The 25,145-nt window shown below is 71.9% G+C and carries 20 protein-coding genes; 10 read left to right on the top strand and 10 right to left on the bottom strand.

The window, feature by feature from the left end; genetic code table 11:
• Window positions 1-27: 27 nt before the first annotated feature.
• The 4 genes from badH to aliA all read left to right on the top strand — a co-directional run bounded on the left by badH (window position 28) and on the right by aliA (window position 4,758).
• Window positions 28-795: a 2-hydroxycyclohexanecarboxyl-CoA dehydrogenase gene (badH, locus tag BKK80_RS25125; RefSeq protein WP_071039735.1), complete on the top strand. Its 768-nt coding sequence runs from the start codon at window positions 28-30 to the stop codon at window positions 793-795.
• 106 nt (window positions 796-901) lie between these two features.
• On the top strand, window positions 902-1,684 hold the full coding sequence (gene badI, locus BKK80_RS25130) for a 2-ketocyclohexanecarboxyl-CoA hydrolase (protein WP_071022734.1): 783 nt from the start codon (window positions 902-904) through the stop codon (window positions 1,682-1,684).
• Window positions 1,685-1,822: 138 nt separating this feature from the next.
• Window positions 1,823-2,974, top strand: a complete 1,152-nt coding sequence (gene aliB, locus BKK80_RS25135; protein WP_071021081.1) for a cyclohexanecarboxyl-CoA dehydrogenase — start codon at window positions 1,823-1,825, stop codon at window positions 2,972-2,974.
• Between the two features lie 101 nt (window positions 2,975-3,075).
• The gene (gene aliA, locus BKK80_RS25140) at window positions 3,076-4,758 is read left to right on the top strand and encodes a cyclohexanecarboxylate-CoA ligase (protein WP_071071749.1); all 1,683 of its coding nucleotides are present in this window, start codon (window positions 3,076-3,078) and stop codon (window positions 4,756-4,758) included.
• 81 nt (window positions 4,759-4,839) lie between these two features.
• On the opposite strand, the gene BKK80_RS25145 is transcribed toward aliA, so the two are convergent.
• The 4 genes from BKK80_RS25145 to BKK80_RS25160 form a co-directional block, all read right to left on the bottom strand.
• On the bottom strand, window positions 4,840-5,169 hold the full coding sequence (locus BKK80_RS25145; protein ID WP_071021075.1) for a non-heme iron oxygenase ferredoxin subunit: 330 nt from the start codon (window positions 5,167-5,169) through the stop codon (window positions 4,840-4,842).
• A 111-nt stretch (window positions 5,170-5,280) separates the two neighbouring features.
• A complete protein-coding gene (locus BKK80_RS25150) occupies window positions 5,281-5,754 on the bottom strand; it encodes an aromatic-ring-hydroxylating dioxygenase subunit beta (RefSeq protein ID WP_071021073.1) in 474 nt (157 codons plus the stop codon).
• A 1-nt stretch (window position 5,755) separates the two neighbouring features.
• Entirely contained in the window at window positions 5,756-7,012 is a 1,257-nt protein-coding gene (locus BKK80_RS25155; RefSeq protein ID WP_071021070.1) for an aromatic ring-hydroxylating dioxygenase subunit alpha, read from the bottom strand.
• A gap of 119 nt (window positions 7,013-7,131) precedes the next feature.
• Window positions 7,132-8,124 (bottom strand): FAD-binding oxidoreductase, encoded by a 993-nt coding sequence (locus tag BKK80_RS25160; protein ID WP_071039738.1) that lies wholly within the window; start codon window positions 8,122-8,124, stop codon window positions 7,132-7,134.
• A gap of 256 nt (window positions 8,125-8,380) precedes the next feature.
• Between BKK80_RS25160 and BKK80_RS25165 the strand changes: the two genes are divergently transcribed.
• Window positions 8,381-9,283 carry a LysR family transcriptional regulator gene (locus BKK80_RS25165; RefSeq protein WP_071039739.1) on the top strand — a complete coding sequence of 301 codons (903 nt, stop codon included), beginning with the start codon at window positions 8,381-8,383 and terminating at the stop codon, window positions 9,281-9,283.
• A gap of 21 nt (window positions 9,284-9,304) precedes the next feature.
• On the opposite strand, the gene pdxR is transcribed toward BKK80_RS25165, so the two are convergent.
• A complete protein-coding gene (gene pdxR / locus BKK80_RS25170) occupies window positions 9,305-10,780 on the bottom strand; it encodes a MocR-like pyridoxine biosynthesis transcription factor PdxR (RefSeq protein ID WP_071071750.1) in 1,476 nt (491 codons plus the stop codon).
• Window positions 10,781-10,906: 126 nt separating this feature from the next.
• Between pdxR and BKK80_RS25175 the strand changes: the two genes are divergently transcribed.
• Window positions 10,907-11,560: an FMN-binding negative transcriptional regulator gene (locus BKK80_RS25175; RefSeq protein ID WP_071039741.1), complete on the top strand. Its 654-nt coding sequence runs from the start codon at window positions 10,907-10,909 to the stop codon at window positions 11,558-11,560.
• Window positions 11,561-11,815: 255 nt separating this feature from the next.
• The gene (locus BKK80_RS25180; RefSeq protein WP_071071751.1) at window positions 11,816-14,275 is read left to right on the top strand and encodes a penicillin-binding protein 1A; all 2,460 of its coding nucleotides are present in this window, start codon (window positions 11,816-11,818) and stop codon (window positions 14,273-14,275) included.
• A gap of 132 nt (window positions 14,276-14,407) precedes the next feature.
• Here BKK80_RS25180 and BKK80_RS25185 read toward each other — a convergent pair whose 3' ends face one another.
• Both BKK80_RS25185 and BKK80_RS25190 read right to left on the bottom strand, forming a co-directional pair.
• Window positions 14,408-15,289, bottom strand: coding sequence for a MurR/RpiR family transcriptional regulator (locus tag BKK80_RS25185; protein ID WP_071071753.1), 882 nt, complete (start codon window positions 15,287-15,289; stop codon window positions 14,408-14,410).
• 26 nt (window positions 15,290-15,315) lie between these two features.
• The gene (locus BKK80_RS25190) at window positions 15,316-16,665 is read right to left on the bottom strand and encodes an aspartate aminotransferase family protein (RefSeq protein ID WP_071021050.1); all 1,350 of its coding nucleotides are present in this window, start codon (window positions 16,663-16,665) and stop codon (window positions 15,316-15,318) included.
• Window positions 16,666-16,863: 198 nt separating this feature from the next.
• Here BKK80_RS25190 and BKK80_RS25195 point away from each other — a divergent pair, with 198 nt between their 5' ends.
• Window positions 16,864-17,889 (top strand): Bug family tripartite tricarboxylate transporter substrate binding protein, encoded by a 1,026-nt coding sequence (locus tag BKK80_RS25195; RefSeq protein WP_084545747.1) that lies wholly within the window; start codon window positions 16,864-16,866, stop codon window positions 17,887-17,889.
• Window positions 17,890-17,908: 19 nt separating this feature from the next.
• Complete coding sequence (locus BKK80_RS25200; RefSeq protein ID WP_071071755.1) at window positions 17,909-19,411, top strand: M81 family metallopeptidase; 1,503 nt, start codon at window positions 17,909-17,911, stop codon at window positions 19,409-19,411.
• A 45-nt stretch (window positions 19,412-19,456) separates the two neighbouring features.
• Here BKK80_RS25200 and BKK80_RS25205 read toward each other — a convergent pair whose 3' ends face one another.
• The 3 genes from BKK80_RS25205 to BKK80_RS25215 form a co-directional block, all read right to left on the bottom strand.
• Window positions 19,457-20,998, bottom strand: a complete 1,542-nt coding sequence (locus BKK80_RS25205; RefSeq protein ID WP_157903336.1) for a PepSY-associated TM helix domain-containing protein — start codon at window positions 20,996-20,998, stop codon at window positions 19,457-19,459.
• A 125-nt stretch (window positions 20,999-21,123) separates the two neighbouring features.
• The gene (locus tag BKK80_RS25210) at window positions 21,124-23,583 is read right to left on the bottom strand and encodes a TonB-dependent receptor (protein WP_071071759.1); all 2,460 of its coding nucleotides are present in this window, start codon (window positions 23,581-23,583) and stop codon (window positions 21,124-21,126) included.
• Window positions 23,584-23,672: 89 nt separating this feature from the next.
• Window positions 23,673-24,059 (bottom strand): DUF2946 domain-containing protein, encoded by a 387-nt coding sequence (locus BKK80_RS25215; protein WP_071021039.1) that lies wholly within the window; start codon window positions 24,057-24,059, stop codon window positions 23,673-23,675.
• Window positions 24,060-24,487: 428 nt separating this feature from the next.
• Between BKK80_RS25215 and BKK80_RS25220 the strand changes: the two genes are divergently transcribed.
• Window positions 24,488-25,120, top strand: coding sequence for a superoxide dismutase (locus BKK80_RS25220; RefSeq protein ID WP_071071761.1), 633 nt, complete (start codon window positions 24,488-24,490; stop codon window positions 25,118-25,120).
• The last annotated feature ends 25 nt before the right edge of the window (window positions 25,121-25,145 follow it).

Here is a 25,145-nt window from a genome sequence, read left to right on the forward strand (position 1 = left end):
CAATCCGACAAGTCACAAGGAGGCATCATGCAACGATTCGAGGGCAAGACGGTAGTGGTTACCGGCGGTGGCGGAGGCATCGGCGGCGCCACCTGCCGCCGCTTCGGCCGGGAGGGCGCGCGCGTGGCAGTGTTCGACCGCAACGCCGAGACCGCCGAGAGCGTGGCGGCGGCGATCCGCATGGACGGCGGCAGCGCCGAGGCCTTCGCCTGCGACATCACCGACCGCGCCAGCGTGGATGCCGCCGTGGCGGCGACCGCCTCGCGCCTGGGCCCCATCGACGTGCTGGTCAACAACGCCGGCTGGGACGTGTTCAAGCCCTTCACCAAGACCGTGCCGGCCGAGTGGGAGCGCCTGATCGCCATCAACCTGGTCGGCGCGCTGCACATGCATCACGCGGTACTGCCCGGCATGGTGGAACGCAGGTCCGGCCGCATCGTCAACATCGCCTCCGACGCCGCCCGCGTGGGCTCCTCGGGCGAGGCCGTGTATGCAGCCTGCAAGGGCGGCCTGGTGTCCCTGTCCAAGACCCTGGCGCGCGAGCATGCGCGCCACGGCATCACCGTCAACGTGGTCTGCCCGGGCCCGACCGACACCGCGCTGTTCGCCGAGTTCAAGGAGGGCGCGGGCGACCCCGACAAGCTGGTGGCGGCCTTCGCGCGCTCGATCCCGCTGGGCCGCATCGGCCAGCCCGACGACCTGCCCGGCGCCATCCTGTTCTTCGCCGGCGACGATGCCGCCTTCGTCACCGGCCAGGTCCTGAGCGTGTCCGGCGGCCTGACCATGAACGGCTGAGGGCCGCACGCGCCCCCAACGCCATCCCGACTCCATCCGCAAGCCATCCGCGCGTAACCCAGCACAAACCGAAGCCACCGCAGGCAAGGAGACGACCATGAGCACCATTCCCTTCGAAGACATCCTGTACGAGGTCCGCAACGGCGTGGCCTGGATCACCATCAACCGGCCGGAGAAGATGAACTCCTTCCGCGGCCAGACCTGCGATGAACTGATCCGGGCCCTGAACAAGGCCGGCTATGACAAGAGCGTCGGCGCCATCGTGCTGGCCGGCGCCGGCGAGCGCGCCTTCTGCACCGGCGGCGACCAGTCGGCGCACGACGGCAACTACGACGGCCGGGGCACCATCGGCCTGCCGATGGAGGAGCTGCACGACGCCATCCGCAACGTGCCCAAGCCCGTGATCGCGCGCGTGCAGGGCTTCGCCATCGGCGGCGGCAATGTGCTGTGCACGATCTGCGACCTGACCATCTGTTCGGAGAAGGCGATCTTCGGCCAGGTGGGGCCCAAGATGGGGTCGGTCGATCCCGGCTATGGCACGGCCTTCCTCGCACGGGTGGTCGGCGAGAAGAAGGCCCGTGAGATCTGGTACCTGTGCCGCCGCTATTCGGGACAGGAAGCCGTGGCGATGGGCCTCGCCAATGCCTGCGTGCCGCACGAGCAGCTCGACGCCGAAGTGCAGAAGTGGGGCGAGGAGCTGTGCGAGCGCAGCCCGACCGCGCTGGCCATCGCCAAGCGCAGCTTCAATATGGACACCGCGCACCAGAGCGGCATCGCCGGCATGGGCATGTACGCGCTGAAGCTGTACTACGACACCGAGGAATCGCGCGAAGGCGTGGCGGCGCTCAAGGAGAAGCGCAAGCCCGAGTTCCGCAAGTACGCGAAGTAGGCGTCGATACAGGCGCCGATACAAGCAGCGGAACCAGCGCCCGAGCCGGCGCGACCGCTGCCCGGATCTCACCATGCGGCGCGGCGCGTCCCCGCGCGCCCGCTCCTTTGTGCCCCGCCTTGCCCAGGAGACAAGCCGATGAACCCCTATCTCAATGAAGACCTCGTCACGCTGGGCGACCACGCCCGGCGTTTCGCCACCGAGCGCATCGCGCCGGGCTACCAGGAGCGCGACGACACGCGCGTACTCGACCGTACCCTGATGCGGGAGATGGGCGAGATGGGTTTCATCGCCCCGGAACTGCCGGAAGCGTATGGCGGCCAGGGCCTGGGCTGCCTTGCCGCCGGCGTGATCCACGAGGAGGTGGCCCGGGCCGACCTGAGCCTGTCCTATATCAACCTGCTGGCTTCGCTCAACGGGCAGATCCTGGCGCACCACGGCAGGCCGGAGGTGGTGCGCCCCTGGCTGACGCGGCTCACGCGCGGCGAAGTGCTGCTGGCGATCGCGCTGACCGAACCGCGCGGCGGCTCCGATGCCGCCAACCTGCGGCTGCGGGTCGAGCGCGTCGGCGACGAGTACGTCATCAACGGCGAGAAGACCTCGATCTCGGCGGCCGACCAGGCCGATGCGGCGGTGGTGTTCGGCCGCACCGGCAGCATCGAATCCGCGGCGCACGGCGTGACCGCGCTGCTGGTGCCGATGGACCTGCCCGGCATCACGACCAGCCGCTTCGACTGCCACGGCCAGCGCGCCATCGGGCGCGGCTCGATCTTCTTCGAGAACGTGCGCGTGCCGCTCGACCACCGTCTCGGTGACGAGAACAAAGGCTTCGTGCAGGTGATGCAGGGCTTCGACTTCTCGCGCGCCCTGATCGGCCTGCAGGTGCTGGCGGTGGCGCGCGTGGCGCTGGAGGAGACCTGGGCCTACGTGGCCGAACGGCAGGCGTTCGGCAAGCCGCTGTCGGCCTTCCAGGGCGTTTCGCATCCGCTGGCCGATTTCGACACCCAGGTGGTGGCGGCACGCCTGCTGTGCCTGCAGGCGCTGTGGCTGAAGGACAACGGCGCGCCGCACAGCGCGGAGGCCGCCATGTGCAAGTGGTGGGCCCCGAAGCTGGCCTACGACGTGGTCCACCAGTGCCTGCTGATGCACGGGCATGGCGGCTATGACCGCGGCCTGATGGAGCAGCGCCTGCGCGATGTGCTGGGCTTCCAGATCGGCGACGGCACCGCGCAGATCATGAAGACCATCATCGCCCGCGACCGCGCCGGCCGCGCCGCGGTGCCGGCCTGAGCCGGCGCGCGTTCCCGCGCGGCCTGGCGCGGCCTGACCACGTCATCCCGCCACCCGCCGACACGCGCCACCAAGCCACCACACAAGAAGGGAGACAACACATGGAATTCGATGCCGTCCTGCTGCCGCCGCGCCGTGCCGCGAGCATTGCCCGGGGGGAGTGGCTCGACCGCACCATCAACGACGCGCTCGACGCCTGCGTGCGCGACTGCCCGGACCAGCGCGCGCTGTGCGCGGTCAGCCTCGACCGCGGCGAGACGCGCGCCTTCACCTACCGCGAGCTGGCGGCCCTGGCCGACCGCATCGCCGTGGGCCTGGCACGGCTGGGCGTGGGCCGCAACGACGTGGTGGCCATGCAGCTGCCCAACGGCTGGCACTTCACGCTGCTCTACCTGGCCTGCTCGCGCCTCGGCGCCGTGCTCAACCCGCTGATGCCGATCTTCCGCCAACGCGAGCTGTCCTTCATGCTGCGCCATGGCGAGGCCAAGGTGCTGGTGGTGCCGCGCCGCTTCCGCGGCTTCGACCATGAAGCCATGGCGCGCGCCCTGCTGCCGGAGCTGCCGGCGCTGCGCCGGCTCGTGGTGGTGGATGGGGAGGGCGCCGACAGCTTCGATGCGCTGCTGGCGGCGCCCGCCTGGGAGCGCGAGCCCGACGCGGCCGCTATCCTCGCCGCCGGCCGGCCCGGCCCGGACGACATCACCCAGCTCATCTACACCTCGGGCACCACCGGCGAGCCGAAGGGGGTGATGCACTCGGCCAATACCCTGTTCTCGAACATCGCGGCCTATGCGCAGCGGCTGCATCTCGGCCGCGACGACGTGATCCTGATGGCCTCGCCGATGGCGCACCAGACCGGCTTCATGTACGGGCTGATGATGCCGATCCTGCTGCAGGCCGGCGTGGTGCTGCAGGACATCTGGGACCCGGTCCGGGCGGCGGCGCTGATCCGCGCGCATGGCATCACCTTCACCATGGCGTCGACGCCTTTCCTGACCGACCTGACCCGCACCGTGCGCGAGGGGGGCAGTGAAGGCGGTGAAGGCGATGAAGGCGATGAAGGCGCCAAGGGCCTGCCCAGCCTGCGCACCTTCCTGTGCGCCGGCGCGCCCATTCCCGGCCCGCTGGTGGAGCAGGCGCGCCGGGCGCTGGGCGCGAAGATCGTCTCGGCCTGGGGCATGAGCGAGAACGGCGCCGTCACGCTGACCCGTCCCGAGGACGACGACGTGCGGGCCTCGACCACCGATGGCTGCCCGCTGCCCGGGGTGGAAGTGGCGGTGGTCGACGCCGCCGGCGAGCGCCTGCCGCCCGGCGAGGCGGGCCGGCTGCTGGTGCGCGCCTGCTCGAACTTCGGCGGCTACCTCAAGCGGCCGCAGTGGAACGCCACCGATGCCGACGGCTGGTTCGACACCGGCGACCTCGCCCGCCTGGATGCCGAGGGCTACCTGCGCATCAGCGGGCGCAGCAAGGACGTGATCATCCGTGGCGGCGAGAACATCCCGGTGTTCGAGATCGAGGCCCTGTTGTACCGGCACGAGGCGGTCGCGCAGGTCGCCATCGTCGGCTATGCCGACGAGCGCCTGGGCGAGCGCGCCTGCGCCGTGGTGGTGCCGAAGGCCGGCTGCCGGCTCGACTTCGCCGGGATGGTGGATTTCCTCAAGGCGCAGAAGGTGGCCATCCAGTACATCCCGGAGCGGCTGGTGCTGTGCGAGGCGATGCCGGCCACGCCCGCGGGGAAGATCCAGAAGTTCCGCCTGCGCGACATGCTGCGCGATGGCACCCTGTAGCGCCGCGCCGGCCCGCCGCCCGCGGCGGCCGGCGATCTGCAACGCGTATCACGGCGCAGTGAAGTCGGGGCGGCCGCCCGTCTAGGCCCGGCCTTCCAGCGCCACGAACACGCTGCCGTCCTCGATACGGATGGGGAAGGTGCGCAGGTCCTCGCTGAGCGGCGCGCACATGGCCTTGCCGCTGCGCACGTCGAAGCGTCCCTGGTGCAGCGGGCATTCGATCTCGTGGCCTTCGAGGAAGCCGTCGCACAGCCTGGCGTTGCCGTGCGTGCACAGGTTGTCGGTGACGTAGACGGCGCCGTCCACGCCGTAGACGGCCAGTTCGCGGCCGCCGGCCTGCACCGCGACGACATCGTCGGCGGGCACGGCGGCGAGTTCGATCAGCCTGGTCCATTGGGTTGTCGTAGTCATGGCGATTTCCGCGGGTGCGGTGGGTGATGGATGGTGGGTGGCAATCCGGTGCGGGGCGGTCCGGGGCGGGACGGCGCGCTTGCGGCCGCCACGCGTCCCGGCGCGGCGGCTTCAGATCGGGTAGATCAGCGAGTTGGGGATCAGCTCGCTGTCGAACACGCACAGGCGCGCCGCGAACTTCAGGCCGGCCCCGGTGCGCACGATGGTGTCGAGATAGCGTCCCACGTTGAACACGGTGGTCAGCGCGTCCGGCTTGGTGCGGAACACCGCGTAATTGGCCTCGGCGCGGATGCGCTCGCCGTCGTCGGCGAGGATGCGCGGCACGCCGACCACATGGCGCTGGTAGTAGGGGTCATGGAAGATGGTCTCGGTGGCGCCGTAGACCCGGTCCTTGAGCATGCCCTTGCTCTCGAAGGCGAGGGTGGCCAGCGGCAGGCCGCGCTCGTGGTTCTCGCGCGGCTGGACCCGGTAGACGCAGTCCTCGGTGAAGAACTCCGGCCACTGGTCCCAGTCGCCGTTGTCGAGCGCGGCGGCGTAGTCGGCGTAGAGGGCGAGCAATTGCTGGTAGGTGGGGAAGTCGAGCATCTCAGGCCTCCATCACGCGGCGCCAGTAGGCGTACATGGAACGGATCAGGGTTTCGGTGACCATGTGGTCGGCCTCGGCGCTGTCGCGCCCGCCCAGTTCGGCGACGGTGCGGTGCCAGGGCTTCTGCGCGAAGCCTTCCTGCGAGAACTCGATCACCTCGCCGTCGTCGGCGGAGACGAAGCCGGCCGGGCCGAACAGGTTGGCCTGGCGCAGGCGGCGGCGCGTCATGGCCTCGTCGTCGCCGGCAAAGCCGAAGTGGGTCCAGACGAAGTCGAAGGAGCCGTGCCCGTCGGGCTGGATGTGGCGGGTCGAGACCGAATTGACCTGCTGCTGGAGGATGACGCTGGGAAACAGCGTCATCATCACCGCGGTGGGGCCGCCCCACCAGTCCTCCTGCACCACGTCGAGGAAGCGGTCGTCATGCAGCCGCATCTGGTCCTTGAAGCTGGACACGCCGCTGGTCACTTCGCCCTGGCCGCCGCTGCCGCGCGTGGAGATCATGGCGGCGTGGCGGCCGTGCCCGTCCATCTTCAGCGCGGAGCGGTTGTCGGCGCGCCACAGGCCGAAGGTGACGAACCAGGTATGCAGCAGGCCGGGATGGTAGGGGTCCTTGATGTTCTCCTGCATCAGCTTCCAGTTGCCGGGAATGCGCTGCCGGCTGTAGCCGAGGATGGTGAGCGCGCGGCCGTCGAAGACGCGGTCGAAGTAGTGCAGCATGGTGGGGCCGAGGTAGTCCTCCAGCGGCGGTACCGTGTGGTCGAAGGAGGCGAACACCACGCCGTGGCGCGTCGCCACCTTGAGCCGGGTCAGGCCGTGCTCCTTGGGGTCGAAGTCGGCCGGCATGCCGCCGTTGACCTTGCCGTCGAGCTTGACGCCGCGGCGGAACGGCACGCCGACCAGGTTGCCCTTGAGGTCGTAGTTCCACTGGTGGTAGGGGCAGGTGAAATCCTTGCGGTTGCCGAAGCGCTCGCGGCAGAAGCGCACGCCGCGGTGGGCGCAGACGTTTTCCACCACGTGGATTTCGCCGTCGGCAGCGCGCGTGACGATGACCGAGCGCTCGCCGACGACGGTGCGCTTGAAGTCGCCCGGATGGGGAATCTCGGCCTCCAGCGCCACGTAGCACCAGTGGCCGGCATAGAAGAAGCGCTCCAGTTCGCGCTGGTGGATGGCCTCGTCCGTGTAGGCCTGGAAGGGCACGCGGCTGGAGCCGTCGCCTTCCCAGGCGGGCGGGTGGAAGCGCAGCGGGGCTTCGTTCATGTGTGTCTCCTGTGGTCGGCCCGCGTCATGGCAAGGCGTGCGGGCGGGATCGCGAAAGGGAAGGGGAACAAGGCAAACGGGAACGGGACACGCGGCGGGCGGGCCCCGGCCCCGGGCGTTCAGTCGCCGCTGGCGTGGAAGGCGTCGGCGTGGATGCTGGCCGGCGCCACCCCCTTGCGCTGCAGCAGCGCGCTGGCCGCCTCGACCATCGCGGGCGCACCGGCGAGATAGGCGGTCCAGCCCGGCAGCGCCGGCCAGTCGTCGTCGACGGCCTGCGTGACCAGGCCGCCGCGATAGCCGTCGCCGGGTGCCGGCGCGCCGTCGGCGACCACCACGTGGCAGGCCAGGCCGGGCAGTTCGCGCCGCAGCGCCTGCAGCCATGGCTGGCCGTAGACATCGCGTTGCGAGCGCGCGCCGAAGTAGACGTGGACATCGTTGTCCATGCCGGCCTCGGCCATGCCGCGCAGGATGGACAGCACCGGCGCCAGGCCGGTGCCGCCGGCCACGCACAGGATCGGGCCGGTGGTCTTGCGGCGCAGGTAGGCGGTGCCGAGCGGCCCGCCGACGCGCACCGCGTCGCCCACCTTCAGCGCGCCGGCGATGTAGGCGGTGACGCGGCCGCCGGGCACCAGGCGCACGTGGAACTCGATCTCATCCGGGTTCGGCGTGACCGCCATCGAGTAGGGGCGCGCGTGCTGCGGGGTGAACTGCAGCATGGCGTACTGGCCCGGCGAGAAGGCGAAGGGTTTGTTCAGCCGCAGGCGCAGCCGCCTGATGTCGTGCGTCAGTGCCTCGATGGCCGTCACCGTGGCCTTGAGCAGGCGGGCAGGGTGGACCACCACCTCGTCGATCTCGGGCAGCTCGACGGCGCAGTCTTCGACCAGGGTGGCCTGGCAGGCCAGGATCTGCTGTCCGGCGCATATCTCGGCCGCCGCGCCGGCGCCATCGGCCACGCGCACCTTGCCGGCGGCGAGGCGGCAGCGGCAGGTGCCGCAGCGGCCGGCCATGCAGCTATAGGAAACGGGGATCTCGTGGGCGCGCAGGGCCTCGAGCAGGTTGGTCCCGGCGGGAACCTCGAGGGCGCGCTGCAGGGGCTGCAGGGTCAATCGCATGCCAGTGTCTCCGGTCTGGTCTTGGGTGGGGGCTGCCGCGCCGGCGCTTGCCGCCGTGCGCCACCGGGCACAGCCACATGCCGTGACGTGCCGCGATGCGTTGCTATGTGTCGCTATGTGTCGCTATGGTGCCGCGCCCTGGGATATAAATAAATCGAAGATCATTGATACGTCATATCACCAGGAGTGATAATGCGAAGCCGCCGGGCACCGCCGGGCACCGCCGACAACCGCCGGCAACCTGAAGGAGGGCAGCATGGAACTGCAGGATGTCGACCTGAACCTGCTGGTGGTATTCCACGAACTGCTGCGCCGGCGCCGCGTGTCGGCGGTGGCGCAGGCGCTGGGCATGTCGCAGCCGGCCGTCAGCAATGCGCTGAACCGCCTGCGCCGCCTGCTCGGCGACGAGCTGTTCCTGCGTACCGCCAAGGGCATGATCCCGACGCCGCTGGCCGAGCGCCTGGCCAGCCCGATCGGTGAGTCGCTCGATGCCATCCACCACACGCTCAATGCCAGCGCCGGCTTCGAGCCGGCGGCGAGCCAGCGCGCCTTCACCGTGGCCATGACCGATATCGGCGAGATCTATTTCCTGCCGGCCCTGATGCAGAAACTCGGCGAGGTGGCGCCGGGCGTGACCCTCAGCACGGTGCGCAACCAGGGCGACACGCTGCAGGGCGAGATGGAGAGCGGCCGGGTCGACCTGGCGATCGGCTTCCTGCCCGACCTGCAGAGCGGCTTCTTCCAGCGCCGCCTGTTCCGCCAGCGCTATGTCTGCCTGTTCCGCCAGGGACATCCGCTCGAGGCCGGCGGCATCACGCTGGCGGCCTTCCGCGCCGCCGAGCACGTCTCCATCGTGGCCGAGGGCACCGGCCACGGCATGGTCGACCAGGCCATCCAGCGCGCCGGCGTGGCGCGCCACGTGCGGCTGCGCGTGCCGCATTTCGTCGCGGTCGGGCACATCCTGCAGACCACCGACCTGATCGCGGTGGTGCCGGAGGCCTACGCGCAGCGCACGCTGGCGCCGTTCGGCCTGCAGACGGCGCCTTGCCCGGTGCGCATTCCCGACATCGCCATCCATGTGCTGTGGCACGCCAAGAACCATCGCGAGCCCGGCAACCAGTGGCTGCGGCAACTGGTGGTGGAGACCTTCGCGCGCTGAGCGCGGCCTGGGCGGCGCCGCTCAGCCTGGCTGTTCGAGCACGGCGCGCAGCTTGCGTACGCCCGCTTCCAGCGCTTCGGCGGGGAAGCCGCCGAAGCCCAGCACCAGGCCGGGCCGCCCCGGCCGGCTGCCGTACATCGGCGAGACCGGCCGCACGGCCACGCCGGCCGCCAGCGCGCGGCTGGCGACGGCGACGTCGTCGCGGCCGTGCGGCAGCCACAGCAACAGGTGCATGCCCTGGTCGCTGGGCTGCAGCGTGGCCAGCCCGCCGAGCTGGTCGCCGATGGCGCGCACCAGCGCCGCCCGGCGCTCGCCATAGAGCGCGCGGATGCGGCGCAGGTGCAGGTCGAACGCGCCCTCGCGCAGGTAGGCGGCCACCACGTGCTGGTCGGCCGTGGGAGCGTGCCGGTCGAGGATGGTGCGCGCGCCGGCGAAGGCATCGGCCAGCGGCGGTGGCACGATGGCATAGCCGAGCCGCAGCGCGGGAAAGAGCACCTTGCTGAAGGTGCCGAGATAGATCACGCGGGACGGATCCAGGCCCTGCAGCGAAGGAAAGGGATGGCCGGCGTAGCGCAGCTCGCTGTCGTAGTCGTCCTCGACGATCCAGGCTTCCTGCTCGCGCGCCCAGGCCAGCAGGGCGAGCCGGCGCGGCATGCTCATCGGCATGCCGAGCGGATACTGGTGCGAGGGCGTGACGAAGGCCGCGCGGGCCGCCGGGCAGTCGGCGGCGGCGCGCGCGACGTCGAGGCCGCCGTCGTCGAGCGCGGCGCGGTGCACGCGCACGCCGGCATCGTCCAGCACCGCGCTCAGGCCAGGGTAGGCCGGATCCTCGGCCCGCACCGTGTCGCCGGGTTCCAGCAGCACCCGTGCCGCCAGGTAGAGTCCCTGCTGGGTGCCGGCGGTGACGATGACCTGCTCCGGTGCGCAGGCGACCGCGCGCGCCTTGCGCACATGTTCGGCGATGGCCTGGCGCAAGGCCGCCACGCCGCGCGGGTCGCCATAGCCGGCCGCTCCGCCCTCGAGCGCGCGCACGCGCCGGCTCAGGCGCCGCCAGCCCTCGTCCGGCGCGGCGGCCGCGTCCGGCGTGCCGATGGCGAAGGGCGCCGGCGGCAGCGGTGCCAGGGCGCGCGCGATGGCGGCGTAGCGTTGCGCCCGCGCCCCCGCAAGCGGTGCGGCGGCCGGCGCGCGCGCCGGCTGTGGCGGGACGGCGTCGGCCGCATGGCCGGCCAGCAGCCGCGCCACGCGCGTGCCGGCGCCGACGCGCGCTTCCAGGTAGCCTTCCGCCGCGAGCTGCTCGAACACCTCGGTGACCGTGCCGCGCGCGATGCCCAGCCCGGCCGCCAGCGCGCGGGTCGAGGGCAGGCGTTCGCCGGCCTGGAGCGCGCCCCGGGCGATGGCCTCGCGCAGCAGGCGGGCCAGTTGCTGGCCGACGCGGCCGGCGTTGCGGTCGAGGGCGCCCAGCGCCGGCAGGTCGAGGGTGGTGCGTTGCCTGGGCATTGGAAAGTGGTCCACATCCGGTGGTGTAAATGGACCTCAAATATAGGCCACTTCTGCGCGAGAATGGCGTCTGCGGCAGGGCCGGAGCGGCCCGCCCGAGACGATTCCACCCCACAGGAGTGCCTTATGTACCGCCCGGCCATGTTCCGCGAGGACCGCCCCGAGATCCTGCACGCGCTGATGCGCGCCCATCCGCTCGCCACCCTGGTGACGGCGGGCAGCCAGGGGCTGGAGGCCAACCTGCTGCCCTTCCTGCTGGCCGAGGTGGACGGTGCCTGGGTGCTGCGCGCACACCTGGCCCGCGCCAACGGGCAGCTCGCCGCGCTGCGTGAGGGCGGGCCGGCGCTGGTGATCTTCCAGGGGCCGGATGCCTATGTCAGTCCGGCCTGGTATCCGTCCAAGGCCGAGCACGGCAAGGTGGTGCCGACCTGGAACTACGCCACGGTGCAGGCACGCGGCACGCCGCGCGTGATCGAGGACGCCGCCTGGCTGCGCGCCCAGATCGAGGCGCTGACCGGCCAGCAGGAGGCCGGGCGCGAGGCGCCGTGGCAGGTCGGCGATGCTCCGCAGGATTTCATCGAAGCCACGATGCGCGCCATCATCGGCCTGGAGATTCCCATCGACAGCCTCGAAGGCAAGTGGAAGGTCAGCCAGAACCGTGGCGAAGCCGACCGGGCCGGCGTGGTGGCCGGGCTGCGCCGCGAAGGCGCGCGCACGGGAGACGGCGAAGCGATGGCGATGCTGGTGACCCAGGGCGGCGGCGCGGCGCCGGCGGCCTGAGGCGTTCCGGCCCGGCGCCTGGGAGCCGGGTCGCCGGCAAGCCGGGAAGGCTGCGCGCCGGGTCAAGCGTTTTACCGGCCGCGGGCGCCGCAAGCGGCGCTGGCGTGGCGCTTGGGCGACAGAGCGGGCGGCGCGGGCGCCACCGGCACGGCGGCGGCCCGCCAGCACGGTCGGTTTTGGTAGCATTCAGGGTTTTCCGCTACCCGGCGCCGCACGGGGTGCCGCCCGGCATCCAGGTTCGGCGGCGCCAGTGCCATGACTCCGGCCCAGATCAAGACCTTTTTCGCCGCCCGGCTGCAGCGCCTGCGGCGTCCCACCCGCCGTGAACTGGCCCTGGGCATCGCCGCCGTGCCGGCGCTGTTCCTGCTCTATGTGCTGGTGCTGATCCCGTTCACGCCGGGCATCAGCGACATCCGCAAGGCCAAGCAGGACCGGCCCGCGCAGATCCTGTCGGCGGATGGCAAGGAGCTGGCGCTGTTCAAGTGGGCCAACCGCGAATGGGTGCCGCTCGACGAGATCTCGCCCGAGGTGGTCAAGGCCCTGGTCGCCACCGAGGACCACCGCTTCTACCAGCACCACGGCATCGACTGGCGCCGCCTCGCCTCGGCCGCCCTGCGCACCGCCTCGGGCGACCGCCAGGGTGGCTCCACCATCACCCAGCAGCTGGCCCGCAATCTCTATCCGGACGAGATCGGGCGCGCGCCGACGCTGACGCGCAAGCTCAAGGAAGCCATCACCGCGCTCAAGATCGAGGCGCTGTACAGCAAGAACGAGATCCTCGAGACCTACCTGAACACGGTCCCCTTCCTGTACAACGCCTTCGGCATCGAGATGGCGGCGCGCACCTATTTCGGCAAGTCGGCCGACAAGCTCGACGTGCTGGAGAGCGCCACGCTGATCGGCATGCTCAAGGGCAACAGCTACTACAACCCGGTGATCAACCCCGAGCGCTCGCTGCAGCGGCGCAACACGGTGCTGGCGCAGATGGTCAAGCGCGGCGTGCTGGACCCGGCCAGGTATGCGCAACTGCAGAAGCGCCCGCTGCGCATCGACTTCGAGCGCCAGGACGAGGAGCCCGGCCCGGCGCCCCATTTCGCCCAGCAGCTGCGCAAGTGGCTGATCGGCTGGGCCGACCGCAACGACTACAACATCTACACCGACGGCCTGGTGGTGCGCACCACCATCGACTCGCGCCTGCAGGCCTTCGCCAACCAGGCGCTGGCGCGCCAGACGCGCCAGCTGCAAGGCATCGCCGACGCGGCCTGGAACGGCCGCACCGGCTGGCGTCCCGAGCAGGAGCTGGTGCGCGCCTTCGTGCGCGAGACGCCGCAGTACCGCGCCGCGCGCGATGCCGGCGCCAGCGCCGACGATGCGCTCAAGCACCTGCTGGCCGACCGCGCCTTCATGCAGGACCTGCGCCAGCAGAAGACCATGATCCAGGCCGGCTTCATCGCCATCGATCCGCGCGACGGCGCCATCAAGGCCTGGGTGGGCAGCCGCGACTTCGCCCTCGACGCCTTCGACCATGTCCAGCAGGCGCGGCGCCAGCCCGGCTCCACCTTCAAGCCCTTCGTCTACGGCGCAGCCTTCGCCCAGGGCGCGCGGCCGGAGGACACCTATCCCGACCAGGCGGTGTCCATCCCCATGCCCGGCGGCGAGGTCTGGAGCCCGAGCGACGAGTCGCCGCCCACCGGCATGCCGATCTCCCTGCGCGATGCCCTGGCGCAGTCGCGCAACCGCATCACCGCGCAATTGATGCAGAGCGTCGGCCCCGACCGGGTGGCGCGGCTGGCGCGCGCCATGGGCGTGCGCCAGAGCCCGCTGGAAGCGGTGCCGTCGCTGGCGCTGGGCACCAGTCCGGTGAGCCTCAAGGAGATGGTGTCGGCCTATGCCACCATCGCCGACGGCGGCGAGTACATCGCGCCGATGATGGTGACCCGCATCGAGGACGCCAAGGGCGAGGTGCTGGCCGAATTCCAGCCGGCGCGCGCGGAGCGGGCGCTGTCCTTCGATGCCACGCAGACCCTGCTCGACGTCATGCGCGGCGTGGTCGACCGTGGCACCGGTACCGCCATCCGTACGCGCTTCGGCATCCGTGCCGACGTGGCCGGCAAGACCGGCACCACGCAGGACAATGCCGACGGCTGGTTCATCCTGATGCATCCGGAACTGGTGGCGGGGGCCTGGGTCGGCTTCAACGACAGCCGCGTGACGCTGCGCAGCGACTACTGGGGGCAGGGAGCGCACAGCGCGCTGCCCATCGTCGGCGATGTCTTCCAGCGCGCGTTGCGCACGCGCCTGGTCGACGCCCGCGTGCGCTTCCCCGAGGAGCAGGAGCCCGGCTTGTTCGGCGCCTGGTTCGCCAAGCTGCGCGAGCGCCTGCGCCAGCTGTTCGCGCCGGCCCCGGCGCCCGAGGCAGCCGCGCCACGCGCGGCGCGGCCAGCGCGCAGCGCGCCGGCCGAAACGCCGGTCCAGGCCGCCAGCGAGGCCGCTTCGGCGCCCGTTGCCGGGCCGGCGCCGGCGCCGGCATCCGATGCCGCGGCCACCGATGCCGGCCAGCCGGGCCCGGCGGCCGGTGCCATCGCGGCAAGTGCCGCCGCCGCCGCGCCGCCCCAGGCGCCGCCTGCCGTGACCACCGCACCGCCGCCTGGCGCGGGCGCCACCATGCCGGCGCCGGCGGGGACGCCGGCATCGGCTCCGGCTTCGATGCTCTAGGACCTAGGACCTAGGCCCCAGGACCTAGGCTCCGGGCGCCGGCTTTCAGGCTTTCCGGCTTCCGGTCCCAGGTTCAACACCAGCCGGCGCCGCGGCGCTCCCCGCGCCCGGACGGGTAGGGCGACGGTCGCGTCAGGCGGGCCGCCGGCCCGCTGCATAGACGTGGAAGCGTTCCAGCTGCGCCTCGCTGTCGGCGATGGCGCGCGTGCCGGCCGCGCCGCTATGCTTGACCAGCAAGGCCGCCAGCGTCTGCGCCACCGCGAGGGCGGGCACCACGGAGGGCAGCAGCGATGGCGTGGCGGTGGCGGCCAGGACCAGCGCGGCGGTGCCGGGCGCGATCGGCGAGACCGGGCTGTCGGTGATGGCGACCACTTGCGCGCCCCGTTCGCGGGCGAACTCGACCGCCGTCACGGCGGCCTGCGCATAGGGCGCGAAGCTGAACGCGGCCAGCGCATCGTCGGGGCCGATCCGCCGCAGTTCGTCGGCCAGCGTGCCGCCCACGCCTGACAGCAGGGTGACGTTGTCCAGGCACATGCCGCAGGCGTAGCTGAAGTAGTAGGCCACCGGATACAGGCTGCGCAGTCCCAGCACGTAGATACGGCGAGCGCGCGCCAGCGCCGCGTGCGCGCGCTTCAGCGCGGGCAGCGCCGCGGCGCCCAGGGTCTGCTCGAGGTTGCCGGCCTCGGCTTCGAGCAGCTGTGCCAGCAGGCCGGCATCGCTGTCGTCGCGCGCCTGCGCCCGCAGCGCGGTGGCGCGGCGCGAGAAGCCGGGCTCGCCGGCGGCCAGCCAGCGGCGGTAGGGCTCGCGGAACGCCTCGTAGCTGTCGAATCCCAGCTGGCGCGCCAGCCGCAGCATGACGCCCGACTGCAGCGCGGCCTTGGCCGCCACCGCGCGCATCGACAACAGGGCGATGTCCTGGGGATGGTCGATGGCATGGCGCGCCGCCTGCTGCAGCTTGGGGGGGAGTTGAGCGAACTGCTGTTCGATCCGTTGGTCGATGTCGGCCTTTTCCATCAGGGCTCCGTGGCTGTCGCGGCAGATTATGGCCGATCGCGCGGCGCCAGCGCCCCGGCCACGGCCAGGTCGATGGCGCGCGCCAGCGTGGCGACGGCCTGTTCCAGCTGTTCCGGGCTGCTGAGATAGGGCGGTGCCAGCAGCACGTGGTCGCCGTGTTCGCCATCGATGGTGCCGCCGCCCGGATAGCACAGCAGGCCGAGCTGCTGCGCCTGGTGCTTGACCGCGGCATGCAGCCGCAGCGCCGGCGCGAAGGGCGTGGCGCCGTGGCGCTCGCGCACCAGTTCCACGGCCCAGAACAGCCCGCGGCCGCGCACGTCCGCCACATGCGGATGGCCGTCGAATTGCCGCGCCAGCAGCGCGCCGAGCGTGTCGCCCAGCCTGGCCACCCGTTCCACCAGGCCGTCGCGCGCGACGATGCGCTGCACCGCCAGCGCGGCCGCGCAGGCGACCGGATGCCCCACATAGGTGAAGCCGTGCTGGAAGGCACCGGAGCCCGCCCGGATGGCCTCGACCACGCGGTCGTGCGCCAGCACCGCACCGATCGGCTGGTAGCCGCCACCCAGGCCCTTGGCCAGCGTGAGGAGGTCGGGCTGCACGCCTTCCTGCTCGAAGGCGTGATAGCTGCCGGTCCGGCCCAGCCCGCACATCACCTCGTCCAGCAGCAACAGCACGCCGTGGCGATCGCACACCTGGCGGATCTTGCGGAAGTACCCGGGCACCGCCGCCACGGCACCCGCCGTGGCGCCCACCACCGTTTCCGCCACGAAAGCCGCCACCGTGTGCGGGCCGAGGCGCTGCAGCGTGGCCTCCAGCTCCGCGCCCAGGCGGTCCCCGTAGGCGGCGTCGGTCTCGCCGGGCTGCCGGTGGCGGAAGGGGAAGCAGGGCGAGACATGATGGCTCTCGATCAGCACGGGTTCGTACCAGGCGCGCCGCGCGGCATTGCCGCCGATCGCCAGCGCCGCCAGCGTGTTGCCGTGGTAGCTCTGGCGCCGGGCGATGTAGCGGTAGCGCTGCGGCTCGCCCCGCTCGACATGGTATTGGCGGGCCAGCTTGAGCGCGGTCTCGATCGCCTCGGAGCCGCCCGCGACGAAGTAGGCGTTGCCCAGCCCGGGCGGGCTGCGCTCGGCCAGCAGCGCGGCGAGGGACTCGGCCGCCTCGGTGGTGAAGAAGCTGGTGTGGGCATATTCGAGCCGGTCCATCTGTTCCCGCACGGCGGCGCGCACTTCGGCGTGGGCGTGGCCCAGGCAGGACACGGCGGCGCCGCCGGAGGCGTCGAAGTAGCGCTTGCCGTCGCGGTCGACGATATAGGCCCCGTCGCCGTACGCGGCCAGCGGCAGGGGCGAGCGGGGATTGCGGTGGATGATGTGGGTCATGGCGGTGGCGGTGGCGGTGGCGGTGGCGGAAAGGGGAGGCGGCTGGACTCGCGGAAAGATCAAATGGTATATTTTGTGTGTAAATAGATCAAATGGTCTTTCTGGGGGCGGCAGGCCATGCGCATCATCAGAATGCGCAGCACCCTTTCCCCCTTTCTGCCCTTCCCCTTCCAACCTTGGGATTGCTGGAGACTTGCCATGCCTGGATCGAAGCTTCTGCGCTGCCTCGCGGTCGGCGCCCGACTGGGGCGCGCGCTGGCGCGGCCGCTGCAGGTGGCGCTGCTTGCGTCAGCGTTGCCGTTGTCGGCGGGCGCCGCACCGCCGCCGGCCTGGCCCGAGCGCCCGTTGCGGCTGGTGGTGCCGTTCGCCGCCGGGGGCACCACGGACCTGCTGGGGCGCCTGGTCGCGGAAGGGCTGCGCCAGCAGCTGGGCCAGAGCGTGGTGGTGGCCAACAAGGCCGGCGCCGGCGGCAGCCTCGGCGCGGCCGAGGTCGCGCGGGCCGCGCCGGACGGCTATACCTTGCTGCTGGGCACGCCCGGCACGCAGGTCATCAATGCCCTGGTCTACAAGCACGTCGGCTATGACCCGCGCAAGGACTTCGTTCCGGTGGCCTGGCTGGCGGATGTGCCGAACGTCGTGCTGACCCGGCCCGGTTCCGGCCTGGACAGCATGGATGCGCTGCTGCGGGTGGCGCGGGCCCGGCCCGGCGCTTTGCACTGGGGCTCTCCCGGCATCGGCAGCTCCGGCCACCTGGCGCTGGAAATGGTCAAGCGCATGGGCGGGGTGGAGATCGCCCATGTCCCGTACAAGGGCGCGAGCCAGGCCACTGGCGACCTGCTGGGCGGACAGATCGAACTGTCCGCCGACAACCTGCCGACCGCGCTGCCGCTGATCCGCTCCGGCCAGCTGGTGGCGCTGGGCGTGACCAGCCGGGCCGCGGTGCCGGCGGCACCGGGCGTGCCGCCCGTCGCGGCGACCTTGCCCGGCTTCGAGCAGACTTCGTGGTTCGTGCTGATGGCGCCGGCCGGGACGCCGGCGCCGGTGGTGGCCGCACTCAATGCGGCGGCCGAGCGGGTGCTGCGCGATGCGCGCATGCAGCGGCGCCTGGCGGACCTGGCGGCGCAGCCGGTCGGCGGCCCGCCCGAGGCGCTGGCGCGCCACCTGCAGGCCGAGCAGGACAAGTACCGGAAGATCGTCGAAGGCGCCGGCATCCAGCCCGAGTGAGCGTCCAGGGGAGCCGATCATGCCGCAGGAAAAACGCCGCCGCCTGGCCGTGGCCAGGTTCTGGTACGAAGGCAATGCCTTCAGCCCCCTGCCGTGCCGGCAGGCGGATTTCGACCGGCGCGAATGGGCGGCCGGGGACAGCGCGCTGGACGCGGCGCGCGGGACGGCGACGGAACTGGGCGCCGTGGCCGCTTTCGCCGAGGACCGGCCTGACTGGCAGGTGGTGGTGCTGCGCTGTGCCTCGGCCGTGCCGGGGGGGCCGATCGACGACGCCGTCTATCGCGCCTTCTTCGACGAAGTGATGGCGGCCCTGCGCGCGCAGGGCCCGTGGGACGCGGTCTATCTGTCGCTGCACGGCGCGGCCATCACCAGCCGGCGCCAGGCGCCGGACCTGGAGTTCGTGCGGGCCGTGCGCGAGGCGCTGCCCGGCGTGCCCCTGGGCGCCAGCTTCGACCTGCATGCCAACCTCAGCCCGCAACTGGGCCCGCTGCTCGACTATGCCAGCGGCTACAAGACCTATCCGCACATCGACATGCGCGAGGCGGCGCAGCGGGTGCTGCAGGGGCTGAGCGATATCGTCGAGCGCGGGCGGCGCAGCCGCGTCACCGTGGCCAGGCCGGGACTGGTCCTGCCGAGCTTCAATATGCGCACGGACGCGGGGCCCATGCGCACCCTGCAGGAACTGGCCGCGGCCCAGGCCGGCGCCGCCATCCTCGAGGCATCCGTGTTCGGCGGCTTCCCCTATGCCGACACGCCGGATACCGGGGCCGCCGTGGTCGTCGTCAGCGATGCCCGCGCCGATGGCGGGGGCGCAGCGGCCCGGCGCGCCTGCGAGATCCTGCTGGCGGCGCTGCGCGAGCACGCGCCGGCGTTCGCGGCCAGCTTGCCGGCGCCGGCGCAGGGGCTGGCGCAGGCCCTGGCGATCGCCGCGCGCACGCCGGGGCTGGTGGCGGTCACCGATCCGGGCGACAACCCGCTGTCGGGCGGCGCCTGCGATACGCCGGGGCTGTTCGCGGCCTTGCTGCAAGCGCGGCCGTCGGTGCCCACCGTGTTTGCCAGCTTTGCCGATGTGCCGGCCGTGCGCCTGGCGCACGAGGTCGGCGTGGGCGGCGTCTGCGCGCTGGCCCTCGGGGCACGCTGGTCGGACCGTTTCGGCGCGCCGGTGGCGGTGAAGGTGCGGGTGGAGCGGCTGACCGATGGCGTCTTCGTCAACAGCGGGCCGATGGAAACGGGCAGGGTCACGCGCTGCGGCCGCACCGCCCTGCTGACGGTGCTGGGACAGCACGACGTCCGGGTGATCGTGACAGAGGCGGTGGCGCCGGCCAACGACCCGGCCTTCTTCGCCTTGCACGGCATCGACCTCGACGCCTTGCGCCTGCTGTGCGTCAAGGCCAAGAACCACTTCCGCGCGGCCTTCCTGCCACGCTGCGCCGCCATCATCGACGTCGACGCGCCGGGACCGGCCAGCCTCGATCTGCGCCTGCTGCCCTTCCGCCATGTCCGGCTGGCCGGGCCGGACTGACGTCAGGCGCCGGCGGGGCCGGCCGCACCGGTCGCGCAGGGGGGCTCAGTCCGCGCGCAGGGTGCCCGCAGGCCCGTGCTGCCTGCCGGCCCGGGCGATCACCAGGCGGTCGAGCCCCCACACCGCGACCAGGGTGGCGCCCATCAGCGGGAACACCAGTCCCAGCAGGCCCAGGCCCACGGCCCAGGCGCGCATCGGCGGTACCGCGCGCGGCAGCGCGGGCGCGCCCAGCGTGCCGGCGCGCCGGCGCTTGAGCCACATCAGCAGGCCGCTCACGGCGAGCGCCATCAGGCCCAGCGAGATGGCCGCGCACAGGATCTGGTTGGCCAGCCCGAAGTAGCGGCCCATGTGCAGCGAGGTGCCGTAGGAGATGGCCTTGGCCACCGGGCCGTAGTCGCGGTAGCCGGTGTCGCGCAGGACCTGGCCGCCGTACTGGTCGAGATGCAGGGTGCGCTCGCCGGTGGGGTCGGCGGGATAGACGGAGGCGGTGAAGACGCCGCTCGGCGAATTCGGCAGTACAAGCTGGTAGCCGCCGGCGATGCCGCGCGCGGCGATCGCTGCGACGACGCGGTCGAGGTCGGCGGGGGGCGACGGTACCCGCGGCGCCTGGCCCGATGGCACGGGCGCCAGGCCGGCCGCCCAGGGCACGTCGGCCAGCGGCAGCGACTCCATGGTTGCTGCCGGGGCGGCCGCCGCGGCTTGATGGTCGCCATGGCCGCCATGGCCGCCATGTCCCTCGTGTTCCGCACGTTCCGCATGGTCTTCGTGGCCCGGCATGGCGGCGGCCTCCCCGGGCGCCGCCGCCATGCCGCCGGGCGGCAGCGAGCGCGGCGGCGCGCCCTTGCGCGGCGCCCCGAGGTCGGCGGCGGTGGCGAGCGCCTTGAACTGGCGTCCCCAGGAGGCGGTCCAGGGCAGGCCGGAGAGCACGAAGACGAGCGCGCCCAGCGCCAGCCAGGCGCCCAGGAAGCGGTGCAGTGCCTTCCAGCGTCCGCGCGCGCCGCTGCCGCGGCCGAGGCGCAGGGCGGCGGCGCCGCGCTCGCGCCAGTGCGGCCACCACATGGCCAGGCCGGTGGCGATCATCACCAGCGTCCAGCAGGCCGCCAGCTCCATCAGCAGTTCGCCCGGCTTGCCCAGCATCAGCGCGCGATGCAGCCGGCGCACCTGCTTCATCAGGCGGTCTTCCACGCTCAGGCTGCCGAGGTAGTCGCCCGTGTACGGATCCAGGTAGAGGCTCTCGCTCTTGCCCGAGGCGAGGCGGAAGACGAACTCGGCGCTGGCCGCCGGCGCGCTGTTGACTGTGTAGGTGGTGGCCGTGGCGCCCGCCGGCGCGGCGGCGCGCGCGCGCTCCAGCAGCGCCTGCGCCGGCAGCCGCGCCGGCCCGGGGGCGACGCGCAGCAGCTCCGGATAGAGCAGCGGCTCGATCTGCGGCTGGAAGCAGTACAGCGTGCCGGTGACCGCCAGCACGATCAGCCAGGGCATGACGAACAGGCCGGCATAGAAGTGCCAGCGCCACAGCATGCGGTAGGCCGCGGCGGATGGCGGGCCCGCCGGCGTGGCGGGGCGGGACGGGGAGGGTTGTGGTGCCATGGTGGGTCGTTCCTGCATGAGCGGGACAGGTGCCGGGGCGCGCCCGGAAGCGCCCGCCCCGCGCGCGGGGGGGCACGGCGGACGGGGCGCGCCGGCCCGGGCCGAGCGGGCTCGGATGGTGTACCTCAGATGGTGTACTTCAGGCCCAGGTAGAAGGTGCGCTGCGGGAAGGGGTGGTAGAGGAAATACTTGCGGTTGTTGAGGTTGTCCACGCCCAGCGACGCGCTCCAGTGCTGGTCGATCTGGCAGTTCACGCGCGCATCCATCACGAAGAAGCCCTGGAAACCCTGGTAGGTGGCCGGATTGATGTCGGTGTTGTCGACGGTGGCGTAGACGCGGCCGCTGTAGCGCGCGGCCAGCGTATAGGCCCAGCGGTTGTCCGGCCGGTAGGTGGCGGCCAGCGTGCCGCGCCAGGCCGGCACGTAGGGCACGCGCTTGCCGACCGCGCTGGCGCCCGGCGTGGTGGCCACGTAGCCAGGGTCGGACAGGATGGTCGCGTCGACGTAGGTGACGTTGCCCGACAGCGTCAGGCCGCGGATGCCCACATTGTCCTGCTGGCCCGCCAGTTCGACGCCGAGCTGGCGCGTCTTGCCCACGTTCTGGGTGAACGAGACCGGCGTGGCGAAGCCCGGGATGGTGGAGGTCTGCGAGATCAGCGCGTTGCTCACGTACTCGTTGAACAACGACAGGCGCAGCTTGCCGCTATCGGTGTGGCGCTCCAGCGCCAGCTCGCCCGCGAGAACGCTCTCCGGCTCCAGGTAGGGGTTGGCCTGCAGGTAGGTGGCACCCGTCTGCACGCTCTGGTACAGCTCGCCCACGGTGGGGAAGCGCAGCGCCTTGCCGAAGGAGCCGGTCAGCGACCACATCGGGGTGGCATCCCAGGTCAGCGAGGCCTTGGGCGAGAAGCCGGACTTGTCGATGCCCGGCTGGTGGATCGCCACGCCGGCGCCGTTGCTGCCGAGGTTGTAGTTGTAGCCGTCGTAGGCGCGCCAGGTCTCGTAGCGGCCGCCCAGCGTGGCCTGCAGGCGCGGGGCGAAGCGCCACACGTCCTGCAGCCACAGCGCGGTGGTCCGGGTCTTGCCCAGCGAGTTGCTGTACAGCGCGCCCGCGCCGCCCGAGAGCCAGTCGCCGGTGTTGTAGGTGGGGCTGTTCAGCTTGTACTGGTCGAAGTGGGCGCCGAAGCTGGCGATGTGCGCGCCGGCCACGCCCTGCGGGCGCCAGGTGCCCTTGAGGTCGAGCGTGGTCCAGCCGGTGCCGCCCATGTCGGTGATGCGGCCGGCGCCGCCGCCGATGGCGGCCGGGTAGAGGCCGGTCGACTGGCGGTTCTGGTCCTGCAGGTAGTAGAAGTTGCTGAGCACCGCTTCCCAGTCGAACACGCCCTGGGTATGCGTCTCCACCTTCAGGCTCTGCATCAGGTGCTGCTGCTCGACATGGCTGCTGGAGAACTGGCCGGCGATGGTGCCGGCGCTGTAGCTGTAGCCGCCGATGTTGACGTTGCCGCTCGCGGCGCCGTAGTAGGGGGTGCCGGCGGCCGTGCTGAGGTAGCTCTGCGCGCCGGCCTTGGCGCTGTTCTGCCAGTAGCCGAGCGCATAGGTGGCGCGCAGCACGGGGGTGAAGTCATAGGCCAGCTTGAGCGCGGCGTTGTCCTGCAGCGTGTGCACGAAGTTGCCGGCGCCGATCACCTGGATCGCGCCGCCGCTGCGGTTGCGGTCGGCGAAGGCACCGCCGATGACCGGCAGGCCGGGCCCGGCGACGGTGGTCGACTGGCTGAGCGTGCCGAAGGTGATGGGCTGGCTGAAGCTGTTGAGGTGGCCGGCGTTGAACCACCAGGACAGCTTGCCGACGCGGTCGCCCAGCGTGACGGCATATTGCTGCGACGGCTCGGTGTCGCTGGTGCCGTACAGCTTGAAGCGCTGGATGGCGGCATTCATCTCGATGCTGCCCTCGAACTTCTGCGGCATGCGCGTGGTGATCTGCGCCACCGCGCCGTAGGAGTTGCCCGGGTACTGGGCCGCGAAGGGGCCGTACATCACGTCGACGCGCTCGATCTGCTGCGGCGCCACCATGAACCACTGCGGCGAGCCGTTGCCGTTGTTGTTGTTGACGAGGGTCGACAGCAGCACGTCGTCGGCGTAGATCAGGCTGCGCGCGCTGGCGTTGACGCCGGTGGTGCGGGTCGCCATCGGCGCCTGCGTGTCGCCGATGTAGCGCTTGCGCACCAGCACGTCGGGCAGGTACTTGAGCGTGTCCTCGGCGTTCATCACGTTGATGGTGGCGGTGGCCTCCTCGCGCGTGATGCCGGCGGTGGTCTGCGGCAGCAGCTGCTTCTCGGCGAAGCTGCGGGTCTGCGTCACCGAGACGGCCGGCAGGCTCGGCGCGTCCTGGCCATCCTGGCCGGGCGCGGCGGCCCGGCTGCCATCGGTGCCGGTCTCGTTTGCCTTGTTTGCCTCGCTTATCTCGTTGGCGCCGCCGGCGGCATGGGCAATGCCGCCGATGCCCATCAGGGCCAGGGTGAGCAGGGTGGGAGCGAAGGCGGGTGCGGCCTCGCGCAGGGCGGCCGCGCCCTTGTTCAACATCGTTCGCATCGGAAGAAGTGCCTCGTGGACAGGCCCGCCGCGCGGCGCCCGTCGGTCAACGTCCGGCCGCGGCGGCAACGCGTGCGCGCAGCGGCAGTTCAACAGGAAAGAGAGAAAGGGACGGAACGAGGCGAGGCGGGCGGGCCCCTGGGGCGGCCCGAAGGGAAGGCGCCGAGCGGCACCGGGGCGAGCGGCGGCAGCATGACCGCGGCAAACAGCAGCACCAGCGCCAGCACCGGCAGCGCGGCCGGCAGCGGCGGCGCCGCGGCATGGCCCGCGAGCAGGTCGCAATAGCCACAGGCCGACAGCGGCGCGTGCTGGCCGCTGCCATCCGCCTCCGGCTGGGCGGCCGAACAGATGAAGCCGGACGGGTCCGCGGCATGGCGGGCGGCCACCCACTGGCTCACCAGCGGCGCGAGCACGAGCAGGCACATGGCGAGCAGGCCAAGCCAAGCGGTGCGGTGGTTGCGTTGCCGGGAAGTCATGGTGGGGTGCGGGGTAGCGTTGCAGTCTAACCGACGTGCCCAATCCGCCGGATGCGCGGGGGTGCGGCATTTTGACGCGCGGGGTGGCGGGAACCGCTGGGCGGTGGCGCCGGCGCCGCACCGGCGCGGTCAAGCGCGGTCAAGCGTGGCCACGTGCGGTCAAGCGCCGCCTGCGCGGCCGGCGCCGCTATGATGAAGAACGAGGCATGGGAAGTCCCTGCGCGGACGCATGCTCCGCGCCTTGCCCCGGGGCCGTGCCGCCCCGCGCCGCGCCGGCGGCTGTTTCCCGCGCCCGGCCGGCTGGCCGTGGGCATGCCCGCCTTCGCTTACTCCCACCAGGAGGTCCTATGGCACTCCAGCAAGCTCCCGGTCGACGGGCATTCCTCGGGACGGCGGCCGGCGCGGCCCTCTGGCTGGCGCTGGGTGGCATGCCTGTCCGCGCGCGCGCCGCTCAGCCGGCGCCCGCCTTCGTCCTGCCGCCGCTTCCCTATGCCGAGAATGCGCTGGAACCGGTGATCTCGGCCAGCACCATGGGCTACCACTACGGCAAGCATCACCGCGCCTATATCGACAACCTGAACCGGCTGGCGGCGGGCACCGGACTGGCTGGCCTGCCGCTGGAAAAGATCATCGCGGCGAGCGCCGACCGCGCCGATGCGGTGGCGATCTTCAACAACGCGGCTCAGGCCTGGAACCATGCCTTCTACTGGCACAGCCTGCGCCCGGGCGGCGGCGGCGCCCCGCCGGCGGCGCTGCGGCCGCACATCGAAGCCGCCTTCGGCTCGGTCGATGCTTGCAGGAAGTCGCTCGCCGCCGCCGCCGCCACCGGCCAGTTCGGCAGCGGCTGGGCCTGGCTGGTGATGGACGGCGGCAAGCTGCGCGTGGTCAAGACCACGAACGCCGACCTGCCGCTCACCAAGGGCATGCAGCCCTTGCTGACCATCGACGTGTGGGAGCACGCCTACTACCTCGACTACCAGAACCGCCGCGCGGACTACGTCGAGGCCGTGATCGACAAGCTGCTCAATTGGGACTTCGCCGCGCAGAACGCGCGGCTGTGAAGGCTGTCGCCGCGGCGATGCCGCC

It is taken from the genome of Cupriavidus malaysiensis (assembly GCF_001854325.1).
Classification (GTDB): Bacteria; Pseudomonadota; Gammaproteobacteria; order Burkholderiales; family Burkholderiaceae; genus Cupriavidus; species Cupriavidus malaysiensis.

Bases quoted from the DNA above. Each gene is read 5' to 3' on its own strand.
- badH (WP_071039735.1), top strand. From the start codon at position 28: ATGCAACGATTCGAGGGCAAGACGGTAGTGGTTACCGGCGGTGGCGGA.
- aliB (WP_071021081.1), top strand. From the start codon at position 1,823: ATGAACCCCTATCTCAATGAAGACCTCGTCACGCTGGGCGACCACGCC.
- aliA (WP_071071749.1), top strand. From the start codon at position 3,076: ATGGAATTCGATGCCGTCCTGCTGCCGCCGCGCCGTGCCGCGAGCATT.
- BKK80_RS25145 (WP_071021075.1), bottom strand. From the start codon at position 5,169: ATGACTACGACAACCCAATGGACCAGGCTGATCGAACTCGCCGCCGTG.
- BKK80_RS25150 (WP_071021073.1), bottom strand. From the start codon at position 5,754: ATGCTCGACTTCCCCACCTACCAGCAATTGCTCGCCCTCTACGCCGAC.
- BKK80_RS25155 (WP_071021070.1), bottom strand. From the start codon at position 7,012: ATGAACGAAGCCCCGCTGCGCTTCCACCCGCCCGCCTGGGAAGGCGAC.
- BKK80_RS25160 (WP_071039738.1), bottom strand. From the start codon at position 8,124: ATGCGATTGACCCTGCAGCCCCTGCAGCGCGCCCTCGAGGTTCCCGCC.
- BKK80_RS25165 (WP_071039739.1), top strand. From the start codon at position 8,381: ATGGAACTGCAGGATGTCGACCTGAACCTGCTGGTGGTATTCCACGAA.
- pdxR (WP_071071750.1), bottom strand. From the start codon at position 10,780: ATGCCCAGGCAACGCACCACCCTCGACCTGCCGGCGCTGGGCGCCCTC.
- BKK80_RS25175 (WP_071039741.1), top strand. From the start codon at position 10,907: ATGTACCGCCCGGCCATGTTCCGCGAGGACCGCCCCGAGATCCTGCAC.
- BKK80_RS25180 (WP_071071751.1), top strand. From the start codon at position 11,816: ATGACTCCGGCCCAGATCAAGACCTTTTTCGCCGCCCGGCTGCAGCGC.
- BKK80_RS25185 (WP_071071753.1), bottom strand. From the start codon at position 15,289: ATGGAAAAGGCCGACATCGACCAACGGATCGAACAGCAGTTCGCTCAA.
- BKK80_RS25190 (WP_071021050.1), bottom strand. From the start codon at position 16,665: ATGACCCACATCATCCACCGCAATCCCCGCTCGCCCCTGCCGCTGGCC.
- BKK80_RS25195 (WP_084545747.1), top strand. From the start codon at position 16,864: ATGCCTGGATCGAAGCTTCTGCGCTGCCTCGCGGTCGGCGCCCGACTG.
- BKK80_RS25200 (WP_071071755.1), top strand. From the start codon at position 17,909: ATGCCGCAGGAAAAACGCCGCCGCCTGGCCGTGGCCAGGTTCTGGTAC.
- BKK80_RS25205 (WP_157903336.1), bottom strand. From the start codon at position 20,998: ATGGCACCACAACCCTCCCCGTCCCGCCCCGCCACGCCGGCGGGCCCG.
- BKK80_RS25210 (WP_071071759.1), bottom strand. From the start codon at position 23,583: ATGCGAACGATGTTGAACAAGGGCGCGGCCGCCCTGCGCGAGGCCGCA.
- BKK80_RS25215 (WP_071021039.1), bottom strand. From the start codon at position 24,059: ATGACTTCCCGGCAACGCAACCACCGCACCGCTTGGCTTGGCCTGCTC.
- BKK80_RS25220 (WP_071071761.1), top strand. From the start codon at position 24,488: ATGCCTGTCCGCGCGCGCGCCGCTCAGCCGGCGCCCGCCTTCGTCCTG.